This window comes from Moraxella bovis (genome assembly GCF_002014975.1).
In the GTDB taxonomy this organism is placed as follows: domain Bacteria; phylum Pseudomonadota; class Gammaproteobacteria; order Pseudomonadales; family Moraxellaceae; genus Moraxella; species Moraxella bovis.
In genome coordinates, this window is sequence record NZ_MUXV01000094.1 from 1 (window position 1) to 11,758 (window position 11,758).

At 39.3% G+C, this 11,758-nt stretch carries 8 protein-coding genes; 5 read left to right on the top strand and 3 right to left on the bottom strand.

The annotated features are described in order from the left end of the window. Window positions 1-23 precede the first annotated feature (23 nt). The gene (gene piv / locus B0182_RS13540) at window positions 24-992 is read right to left on the bottom strand and encodes an IS110 element transposase-like pilin switch DNA invertase Piv (protein WP_076611961.1); all 969 of its coding nucleotides are present in this window, start codon (window positions 990-992) and stop codon (window positions 24-26) included. Between the two features lie 161 nt (window positions 993-1,153). Between piv and B0182_RS14670 the strand changes: the two genes are divergently transcribed. Next, entirely contained in the window at window positions 1,154-2,593 is a 1,440-nt protein-coding gene (locus B0182_RS14670) for a sulfatase-like hydrolase/transferase (RefSeq protein WP_143821770.1), read from the top strand. A 2-nt stretch (window positions 2,594-2,595) separates the two neighbouring features. On the opposite strand, the gene B0182_RS13550 is transcribed toward B0182_RS14670, so the two are convergent. Continuing rightward, a complete protein-coding gene (locus tag B0182_RS13550; RefSeq protein ID WP_078275413.1) occupies window positions 2,596-3,288 on the bottom strand; it encodes a hypothetical protein in 693 nt (230 codons plus the stop codon). Window positions 3,289-3,353: 65 nt separating this feature from the next. On the opposite strand from B0182_RS13550, the gene B0182_RS13555 reads away from it, so the two are divergent. After that, on the top strand, window positions 3,354-3,830 hold the full coding sequence (locus B0182_RS13555; RefSeq protein WP_158079723.1) for a pilin: 477 nt from the start codon (window positions 3,354-3,356) through the stop codon (window positions 3,828-3,830). Window positions 3,831-3,884: 54 nt separating this feature from the next. On the opposite strand, the gene serA is transcribed toward B0182_RS13555, so the two are convergent. Continuing rightward, window positions 3,885-5,111, bottom strand: coding sequence for a phosphoglycerate dehydrogenase (gene serA / locus B0182_RS13560; protein ID WP_078275414.1), 1,227 nt, complete (start codon window positions 5,109-5,111; stop codon window positions 3,885-3,887). A 592-nt stretch (window positions 5,112-5,703) separates the two neighbouring features. On the opposite strand from serA, the gene B0182_RS13565 reads away from it, so the two are divergent. The 3 genes from B0182_RS13565 to B0182_RS13580 all read left to right on the top strand — a co-directional run bounded on the left by B0182_RS13565 (window position 5,704) and on the right by B0182_RS13580 (window position 11,758). Next, window positions 5,704-7,080 (top strand): diaminobutyrate--2-oxoglutarate transaminase, encoded by a 1,377-nt coding sequence (locus B0182_RS13565; RefSeq protein WP_078275415.1) that lies wholly within the window; start codon window positions 5,704-5,706, stop codon window positions 7,078-7,080. 442 nt (window positions 7,081-7,522) lie between these two features. Further along, the gene (locus tag B0182_RS13575; protein ID WP_078275416.1) at window positions 7,523-9,109 is read left to right on the top strand and encodes a site-specific DNA-methyltransferase; all 1,587 of its coding nucleotides are present in this window, start codon (window positions 7,523-7,525) and stop codon (window positions 9,107-9,109) included. A gap of 18 nt (window positions 9,110-9,127) precedes the next feature. Beyond that, window positions 9,128-11,758, top strand: a complete 2,631-nt coding sequence (locus B0182_RS13580; RefSeq protein ID WP_078275417.1) for a restriction endonuclease — start codon at window positions 9,128-9,130, stop codon at window positions 11,756-11,758.

Below are 11,758 nucleotides of genomic sequence, written 5' to 3' on the forward strand. Positions count from 1 at the left end.
TGCAGCTAGGATACCAATAAATGTTATTCATGAATGCGTTTGTCAAAAGGGCGATTTTGGCGAATAACGGCATAGCTGATGGTGAGTAATTTGCGCATGATGGCGATGATAATTTGTTTTTTGGTTTTGCCTTTTTGTTCCATGCGTTTGACGAACTTTTGAAAAGCGGGATATCGACCAAAGCTGACTATGACAGCGGGCATAAAAAGGGCTGAACGTAGTTCTTTTTGTCCACTAAATCCAATGGAAGACTGCTTGTGAATACTAATGCCGGATTGATGATGACGAGGGGCAAGCCCAGCATAGCTTGCTAGATGTTTGGCACTTTGAAATGATGAACCATCTCCAATGGCAACCAGTAAATGTGGCAGTGTCTTTTTGCCAATTCCGGGTATTGTGGCAAGTAGGCTGGCACGGTGATTTAGCTCGGGCGTGCAATTGATGAGTTGCCAAATTTGATGATCGAGCTGTGTGATGCTGTCACTCCAATGACGAATGTTGTCATCAGTATACGATTTCACATAAATAGACAGAGCTTCCTGTCGAGTGCGTTCTTTGATGAGTTGCCGTTTGTGGTGTTCACGTTGTTTTAGAAGGGCAGTCAGTTTTATTTCGTTGTCTGATTTAGGCTGCCATAAAGGTGGATTTTCTTTTGCACCATAGCGTGCCAAGAGAATGGCATCCTGCTTATCTGTCTTGGTGCGTATGCCTAGACTTTTGGCGTATGCATGAATATATAAGGGGTTGACAATACTTACCTTATGATGATGAGAGATTGCCCAATGAGCTAATTTTTCCCAATAAGTCCCCGTTGCCTCAATAATCAAATGTAAGGTAGATGTGTTATAATGATGTGCTTGAATCCACAATGTTAGCTCCATAAAACCCTGTTGGTTATTTGTGAATGTACAGTTTTGCCAAGTGTTATGGGCAATAAAGCAGGCATCAAATGTGTTTTTGGCGATATCAATCCCAATGTAAGTTTTAGACATGGTAGTATAAAGCACCAAACTAGTTTGGTAAAGGAGTTATCTCAACCTAGCTTGCGGGTTTTGCTCCCAGGATACCAAGCGAGTTTTCCCCAATATTATTGCACAATGCATGAATTATAGAGGATTTGATCTATAAATGCAAATTTAACGGTAATTGTTCTATGACCATAAAAAAGAATTCTTCTAAAAAATATCCCGATTGGCTCGTTCATGATTACAAACTGCCAAAGCTTGATTGGCTGCTTTTGGCACAGGCATTGATTTTTTTGCTGATTCCCAATGTTTTTTTGCTGATTGGTGCGTATTTTGTGGGTGTGTCTCGGCCTCTTATTAACATTGATTATTTTGTGGCATGTGTGCTATTTGCTCTGCCTTATCAGTTTTTTCGTGTGTTGGCGATGTTGGTGCTGCTTTGCACCATAAGTCTTGATGTTATGATGATGACCATGCAATTATTCCCATTTTTGGATATTTTTGCAGCAATATCACTTGCTCCATTTTTGGTCAATGCCCCCTTGCGTTATATAGTGCTTGTAGGAATTGTGGCGACATATCTTACCGTTATGCCCTTTATTATGAGACGACTTGCCAAACCTTTTATGATTAAGACAGGATGGCTTTATGTGCTATTTGTGTCACTCGTTGGTTTTTTTGCGTATAGCCACTTTAATGAAATCAAATATGTAGATAGACATGGTGAACGATTTGCTCAGTCAGATTACTTTGTCATTCATAGCCAGTACAAACGCTATCGGTGGGTGGTAGATAGTGAATTTATTAAACATTTTGGCAAAGTACCAACCATGATCCCCATCGACATTGATAACGCTTCTGGCTATTTTGGCAATTCTGATAAAAAATTACTCATTGTGGCAGAGTCATGGGGAGTGGCACGTCATGATAGCACTCAAAAAGATATTTTGGCAGGTATTTACAATCAAACTGACAGACTGAAGTTTATCAAGGACGGTTATTTTGACTTTGCAGGAGCAACGGTGGAAGGTGAGCTTAGGGAGCTGTGTTTGCTTGACGTAGAGGGTGGTTATGCCTTTAATAAAGTTGCTAATAAAGAATTTGACAACTGTTTGCCTAATCAATTAAAGCGGATGGGGTATCATACCATAGGTATGCATGGTGGATTTAGTCAGATTTATGAAAGAGATTTCTTGTATCCAAAAATGGGTTTTGCTGAGACGGTCTTTGCTGAACATCATGGCGACAAAAAACGTTGTGAGGCTTTTAATGGTATTTGTGATAACGAACTGTTTGATATTGTTGCAGAAAGTTTTGCCACCCATGATAAAAACTTCTTTTATTGGCTAACCCTAACCAGTCATTCCCACTACCCTAGAGGTGACATCATCAATCACCGACTAGACTGCAATAAGCACAACCTACCCAAAGGCGATATTTGTAATAACTTTATGCTACACGCCCAGTTTTTTGATGGATTAGGCGAACTTATCAAACGCCCTGAGATGGCAGGTGTTGAGGTAATTGTTGTGGGCGATCATATGCCTCCGCTGATGATGCGGGAGCCTATCCATCCGCACATTCATTGGCAGCGGGTGAGCTGGTTGCATTTTAAGGTTAAAGCATGATGTTAAGAGATTGGTTTTTCGCCAAATTTTGCTACCAAGTTAAAGTCTTCATCAAGGGCGAAGTATGCTCCATTGTATTTTGCCATGACAGATAAGATATACAGCTTGCCGTATTGTTTTTCCAAACTTTGCAGGACGGCTGAATCATCCATATTTTGAGCAAGAGTACGTCGATTGGCTAGATCGGTTTCTTTAATAATATCCAAAGATTGTAACATGGACTGATAAGGGTGCTTTCGATCTGGTGTATAGACAGCTGCAGGTAATTTGCCTAGTTTTTCATATTGCGATAATTCGCCCAATTCAAAATCGGTCATCTCGCGTTTATTGATAACCGTTGCTGAGCTTTTGGGGTAGATGATGACTGCTTGAGGTTGTTCTTTGTAGAGTGTGGTCAGACCATATACCAAGGCGGCAATCTGAACGGCACCAATGATAACCAAGTCAGAGATGATTTCTTTTTTGGGTTTGGCAGGATTGTACACCAAAAAAGATAATAAAGGGCCTAGCACGACATCTATCAAGAAGACCAAGGTAAGCCCCTGTATCGCCCCCGCCATGGTAAAGTACACGTCAGGATAAGCAAAAAAATATACCCAAGCTACCACAAAACAGAAGATGAGCAACGAGATGGTAAAGTGAGTGATACTGGCTTTAGCTTTGGTTTTTATCAAAGAGAGGGTAAGTGATGTCATAAAATAAAAGTTGGTACAGAAATTGCTTAATTATATCAGATATTAATTTCTTTACTAGAGTTATGATGAAAAACAATTTAAATACCCAACAGGGCTTCACCTTAATAGAATTGATGATTGTGGTAGCAATCATCGGGACGTTGGCAGCGATTGCCTTACCTATGTATCAAGATTATATTGCCAAAGCTCAGGTGAATCGTGTGCATTATGAGATTAATGCGGCACGCACCATTATTGATTCCATTTTGGCGGATGGGCGGTTGCCTACACTTGATCCGCAGGTTGCCAATAGCAATGATAATTATGAATATATTGGTATGACCGAAGATCCTACTTCCAATTTGGTATATATTGCTAGTATTGATATTACTGGCAATAGATTTAATAAATTAACAGCTGAATTTGGCAAGCAGTCCTATGTTGCACTAAAGGGAGCAAAAATATCAATGGTGCGTAATGTAGATGGATTGTGGTCGTGTGTATTGGAAGAAAGATCATCTGGCTGGAAGGATAAATATACGCCAATATCATGCAGAGAATGATAAAATAAAACCACTCATCACGAGTGGTTTTATTTTTGGGTTATTTAGGCACTATCAAAACAACACACGCACCTTGATGGTCTGCGGTACGGAACGCAAGCGTTCTAAGGCTTTGGCGGAGTCGTTGTCGTCCACGTCCATGACCAGATAGCCGACATCGCCACGAGTCATCATCGACTGGGCGGTGATGTTGATGCCAGCGTCCGCAAAGGAGGCATTGACCTGCGAGAGTACACCAGGGACGTTTTGGTGAATGTGTAGCAGGCGATGGCTCTTGTCCGTGAACGGAATGGAGACGTTGGGGAAATTTACGCTACTTGTCGTGTCGCCCATGTCAGAATAGCGGACGAATTTGTCAGCGACTTCTAGACCGATGTTGGCTTGGGCTTCTTGGGTAGAACCGCCGACATGGGGGGTGAGAATGACGTTTTCAAAGGCACGAAGGGGCGAGATAAACTCTTCATCAGCCGATTTTGGCTCTTTGGGGAATACGTCAATGGCAGCCCCTAAGATTTTGCCACTTTTTAGAGCGTCTGCCAAATCATCGATATTGACACAGCCACCACGAGCAGCGTTAATAAAGAACGAGCCGTCTTTCATAAGACCAAACTCACGAGCGGTCATCATATTACGGGTGCTAGGCAGGTCAGGGACGTGCAGGGTTACCACGTCAGCTTTTTCTAGGAGTTCATCAAAACTGCCCATTTGCACGGCATTACCCAGTGGCAGTTTGGTCAGCACGTCATGATAGATGACTTTCATGCCCAGTCCTTCGCACAGGACGGACAGCTGTGAGCCGATAGAGCCATAGCCCACGATACCCATGGTCTTGCCACGCACTTCATAGCTGTCTTTGGCGGATTTGTTCCAGCCACCACGATGGACGACCGCATTTTTCTCAGGAATGCCACGCATGAGCATGATGGTCTCAGCAAGCACCAGCTCGGCGACCGAGCGAGTGTTTGAGTAGGGGGCGTTAAAGACGGGAATACCCAGCTCTAAGGCGGCGTCCAAATCCACTTGGTTGGTACCGATACAAAAACAGCCGATACAGATGAGTTTTTCGGCAGATTCTAGCACTTTGCGAGTCAGCTGGGTGCGTGAGCGGATACCGATGAAATGGGCGTCTTTGATTTTTTCGATGAGTTCATCTTCATCAAGGGCGGTTTTGATGTATTCGATGTTGGTGTAGCCAGCTTCGTTTAGCACTTTTAGGGCGTTGTCATGCACGCTTTCTAAGAGCAAAAAGCGGATTTTGTCTTTGTTAAGGGATAAAGTCATGAAAAATCCTTACAATAAAGAGTGGTTGGCAAAGTTATAGTTATACACCCATTTGGCAGATTTTGCAAAGGGTTTTGGGGGTTTTTTGTAACTTGATTAGAAATAAGGTCATTGGCAACTTGACTTTTGCAAAATTTTAAAGGAAATTTAAAAAATTCTCATCATGTATGTAAATGTTGGTTATCGGTAACTTTTTGTTTTGTCCTAAAAAACCATGATACAATAACTTAAATCGGTAGCAAAATGAAATTTTAGTTGTCAAATTTTGAACATGTGCTATAATTTGCCACTTTTAAATTTTTGATAAGTTTACATTTGTTCTATTAAATTTAAAAGTGTTATTGCCGTGCAAGCGGTCAAATCATTATTTATGATTACTCTTGCAAAACTGGTGTGCAATGGATTTTCATTTTTCCTTTATGGTCCATTGAACCACACGCCGAACGTCATGACCTTGTTAAACCCAAATTTTAGTTGATAAATTGGGTTTGGGTTTAGGGATATAGTCATCAAATTTTCATATGTGATTGATAAGATTGAGATTGTATTCATAGGTTTTTCTTTTAACCCTTATCTGAGATGGTAATCCGATATGAGCGTTCATTTTGTAAATCATGCCCCAACAGCTCCCAAAGATGGTGCAACCAACGACTACTATTTGACTCGTCAAAACCAAATGGAGTCAAATGTCCGTAGTTACCCCCGTAAACTCCCCCTAGCCATTGCCAAAGCACAAGGGTGCTGGGTTACCGATGTAGAAGGCAACGAATACCTTGACTGCCTAGCAGGAGCAGGTACGCTAGCCCTAGGACACAATCACCCTGCCACAATCAACGCCATTAAAGACGTGCTAGAAAGCGGTTTGCCACTGCATACCCTTGACATCACCACGCCAATCAAAGACGCATTCACCGAAAAATTGTTGTCATTCTTTCCAAAAGATTTTATTTTGCAGTTTTGCGGTCCAACAGGGGCTGACGGTACAGAAGCTGCCATCAAGCTTGCCAAAACCTACACAGGGCGTGATAATGTCATCGCATTCTCTGGCGGTTATCACGGCATGACGCACGGAGCGCTTGCGATGACAGGCAATTTGTCCGCCAAAGAAAAAGTGGGCAATCTCATGGCAGGCGTGCAGTTCATGCCTTATCCACACGAATACCGTTGCCCGCTGGGTCTGGGCGGTGAAGTGGGCGTGGACGCTTTAACTTATTATTTTGAAAACTTCATCGAAGATGTGGAAAGTGGTGTGGTAAAACCCGCTGCCGTTATCCTAGAAGCCATTCAGGGCGAAGGCGGTGTTGTCCCTGCGCCCAAAAAATGGCTACAAAAAATTCGTGAGGTTACTGCCAAACACGACATCGTGCTTATCCTAGATGAGGTGCAAGCAGGATTTGCTCGCTCTGGCAAGATGTTCGCCTTTGAACACGCCGAAATCGTCCCTGATGTGGTCGTCATGTCTAAGGCGGTGGGCGGTGGTTTACCCCTTGCCGTGCTTGCCATTAACAAAAAATTTGATGCGTGGTCGCCAGCAGGCCATACAGGTACTTTCCGTGGCAATCAGCTAGCCATGGCAGCAGGCTATAATGTTCTAGAGCAAATCACCAACAATAACCTTGCCGAAAACTCACGCATTCAAGGCGAGTTTTTGCGTGATGAACTGCGTAAAATTGCACAAGAATTCCCCTGTATCGGTCATGTGCGTGGACGTGGCTTAATGACGGGTATTGAGATTGTAGACGAGCGTAAATCCGCCGACCATATGGGTTCATACCCTGCCGACAGTGAGCTTGCGGTCGCTATCCAAAAAGCGTGCTTTGATAATAAGCTACTTTTGGAGCGTGGTGGTCGTGGTGGTACAGTGGTTCGTCTGCTTTGTCCAATCACCATCACTCGTGAAGAATGTCAGACGGTCATTGATCGCTTTAAAAAGGCGGTGGGTGAAGCGGTAAAAGCGGTTCGTGGCTAGGCGTTAATTGTAATTTAAAAATAAAGGCGTGCTAAATGGTACGCCTTTATTTTTGCCAAAAATTGGCTTTATGTTTACCAAACAATTTGTTAGAATAAAAAATTTTACTTGACACTTGCTATGGAAAATCGCAAAATGAACCAACCAACCAACCAACCAACCAACCAACCAACCAACCAACCAACCAACCAACCAACCAACCAACAGCCTAAAAACCGCCCATAATACCGACTTTTTTGGTGAAAAATTAGCCAAACTTCGTCAAATTCTGCCTGAAATTTTTAGCGAACACGCCCTAGACCTAGAAAAACTCAAAACCCTACTGGGCGACCACCTTGCTCAAAACGAACGCTACGGCTTAAATTGGGCAGGCAAATCAACCGCCTATCAAGCCCTACAAGCCCCCACCAGTAACACATTAGTCCCTTGCCCTAGCGAGAGCGTGGATTTTGATACCACACAAAACATTTTTATTGAAAGCGATAATTTAGAAGCCCTAAAAATATTACAAAAATCCTATGCAGGCAAAATCAAAATGATATACATTGACCCGCCATACAATACGGGCAATGATTTTATTTATCACGATGATTTTAGCCAAAGCAAAAAGGATTATGAAGTTGCGATTGGTGATAGAGATATTCACGGAAAATTATTAAAATCCTTTAAAAAGAACAGCAAAGACAATGGGCATTATCATTCTAATTGGCTTAATATGATGTTGCCACGATTGCATTTGGCCCATACTTTACTTTCTGATGATGGCGTGATTTTTATTAGTATTGATGATCATGAACAAGCTCAATTAAAGTTGTTGTGTGATGAAATATTTGGCGGGGAGAATTTTGTTGCGGATTTAATCAGAAAAACAAAATCAACCACAAATGATGCTAAAACTGGTTTAAACTTACAACACGAAAATTGTTTAATTTATGCAAAAAATAAAGACTTGATAAAATTATTAGGCGGAGAAAAAGATTTATCGGGATATTCAAATCCAGATAATGACCCCAATGGAGATTGGTGTTCAAGCGACCCAAGTGCAAAAAGTGGAACGGAGAAAAATAACTATTTTTCAATTACAAACCCCTATACTGGAAAAATAGATTATCCGCCAACTGGTAGATTTTGGCTTTTTTCACAAAAGACAATCCAAAAACATATTGATAATGGCAATATTTGTTTTAAGAAAGAACATAAGGAAAATGAAAGGGGGTTTATTTTTAAAAGATATAAAAAAGATTTAAAGACAACACAAAAAACATTAGACAGTTTGGTATTTTGTGATAATGAATTTATGAACCAAGTTGCCACAAAAGAATTATTGGATATTAATTTGGCTAAGCACTTTAATTACCCAAAAAGTACCAAATTTTTAAAAAGAATTATTGAACATAGTAGCAATTCAAACTCAATAATCCTAGACTTTTTCGCAGGTTCGGCAACGACCGCCCACGCTGTTATGCAATTAAATAGCGAAGACAATGGTAATCGTCAATTTATTATGGTGCAATTACCTGAACTCACCGATGAAAAATCTGAAGCCTATAAAGCTGGATTTAAAACCATTAGCGACATATCCAAAGAACGCATTCGCCGTGCAGGAGCAAAAATCAAAGCCGAAAATCCTGAAAAAAAGATTGATACAGGCTTTAAAGTATTTAAATTAAGCGATAGTAATTTTAAAGCGTGGCAGATTGATGATGATATATCTAAGCAATTAGAACTATACATTGACCCCTTAAAAGACAATGCCAATGAAATGGATATTGTCTATGAATTGCTATTAAAAATGGGATTAAAATTAACGGCGGATATTAAATTTGATAACGGCATTTATTGGCTAACTTGTGAAAATAAATCATACGCCATTGTGCTAAATTCATTATCCCAAGATGAGTTTAACGCCATTATTGACAAAAAACCTGCCAAAACCGTTGTCCTAGACAAAGTATTTTTAAATGACAGCGAAAAATCCAATGTGATTTTGCAATTTAAAGATGCTGGACTAAATTTTGAAAGCATTTAATTATTGGGGGAATGGATGATGCAAATTCAATACGAACAGTTAGATTATCAAAAACAGGCGATTGACAGTATTGTGGATTTATTTCAAGGCGAAATCACACATCATCAAGATGATTTTAGCTTGTCGGATAAAGACAATATGCGTGTCATTGCCAATGAATTATCATTATCCAAAGATGATATTTTTGATAATTTAAAAAATATCCAAACGCAAAATCAGCTTTCTTTGTCTGATAAATTGGATAATTTGTATTTTAGCGTAGAAATGGAAACGGGTACAGGCAAAACTTTTGTCTACCTTAATACCATTTTTGAATTAAACAAACGCTATGGCTGGCGAAAATTTATCATTGTTGTGCCAAGTGTTGCCATTCGTGAAGGTGTATTGCAAACTTTAAATAGCACAAAAGCCCATTTTAAAGCTGAATTTAATTCGCCAATTTATCATTATTATGAATACAGCGGTCAAAAAACCAATCTGCTCAAACAATTTGCCATAAGTGCGCATATTGAAATTTTGGTGATGAATATTCAATCTTTTGAAAAAGAAAGCAATATCATCAATCAGCAGCGAGAAAATGGCGTATTGATGGAGTTAATTCAAGCAACGAATCCAATCATTATTATTGACGAACCACAAAATATCAGCAGTGATAAACGCAAAAATGCCATTGAAAATTTAAATCCATTATTCACGGTCGGTTATTCAGCAACGCATAAAGAAATTATCAATAAAGTATATAGCCTAAATCCCGTGCAAGCATTTGAAAAGAATTTGGTAAAACAAATTGTCGTCAATTCTGTGGTGTCGCAGGATAAAAATAATGCTTTTATTGAATTAAAAGAAGTCGCTAATAAAGGCGGATTAAAAGCCAAAATTATCATTGATATCAATGAAAATAAAGAATTAAAACGCAAATCAGTTACTATAAAAACAGGCGATGATTTGTATGAAAAATCAAAACAAAATCCCAATTATCAAGGATTTATTGTTAATGGTATTGATTTGGAAAATCAAAGCATCAGTTTTGCCAATAGCATCAATATGAATGCTGGTGTAAATATGGACGCTTTAAAAGATGAAGTGATGAAAAAACAAATTCATTGTACCATTAAAGAACATTTAAAGCGTGAACGAGAATTGACGCCATTGGGCATTAAAGTCTTATCGCTGTTTTTTATTGACAAGGTAGAAAACTATCGCACCAATGCACAAGGCGAAATCGGTAAATTTTATCATTGGTTTGAAGAATTGTATGAATTAGAAACAGGGCAATCGGCACAAGGTGTACATAATGGCTATTTTAGCCAAGATAAAAAAGGTAATGCCAAAAATAGTAACGGCACAACCAAAGATGATAATGATGCCTATGAATTGATTATGAAAGATAAAGAGCGGTTATTATCGCTTGATGAACCTGTGCGCTTTATTTTTAGTCATTCAGCCTTAAAAGAAGGTTGGGATAATCCCAATGTTTTTCAGATTTGTACTTTAAATGAAACCACATCTACCATTAAAAAACGCCAAGAAATTGGGCGTGGTCTAAGACTATGTGTCAATCAAAATGGCGAGAGAGTTTATGATGAACAGGTCAATATTTTAACGGTAATCCCCAATGAAAGCTATGAGCAATTTGCCAGCAGTTTACAGCAGGAATATATCGATGATTGTGGTGTTAAATTTGAAAAATCTAATATCAAAGACGCTAAAAATGAACGCACGGTAACTTATCGTTTTGATGCCTTTACCGACCCACTATTTTTACAAATTTGGGAGCGTATTCGCCAAAAAACCAAATATCGTGTGCAATTTGATAGCGATGAGTTGATTAAATTGGCAAGCCAAGCATTAAATAATATGCCAGCCATTGCCAAACCAAAAATTGAAATTAAAAAAGCACGACTCATTCAAAATAGCGAAACAGGCGTACAGACAAAAGAGGTTTATTCTGAGTACCAGTATTTGGACAAAAAAATTTCCATACCTGATATTTTAAAGGCATTGCAAAATAAAACGGGATTAACTCGTCAAACTTTGGTGGAAATTTTAAAGCAATCTGGCAGAATTGATGAGATTAAAAATAACCCACAGCGCTTTATTGAAATTGTGGCAGAAATCATCAATAATGAACTGTACGATTTGATGAAAAACGGCATTTATTATCAAAAATTAGATGAAATGTATGAACAAAATCTGTTTGAGACTTATCCGATTTTTGTTAATGATTATACTTTTGAAGTGGATAAAGATAAAATGCACCGAACCATTTACAATAGTGTATTGGATTTGGATTCAGGTACAGAAAAAACATTTGCCACACAGTGTCAAAATTATGATGAGCAAGTAGATTTTTATTTTAAATTACCCAAAAAATTTAAAATCCCAACACCAATCGGTAATTACAATCCTGATTGGGCGGTTGTCATCAATAAAAATGGCGAGCAGGTTTATTTTATCGCTGAGACCAAAAATACAGGCGATAAATCCATTCAAGATGGGGTGGTGGTTGATAAATTGAAGTGGGAAGAGCGGTTTAAGATTGCTTGTGCCAAACGATTTTTTGAAATAAATGATGAAGTAGGCTATCAAGTGGTGCAAAAAGTTAATGAATTGACCGAAAATAATAAGGTATACCCCACTCTCAACTAA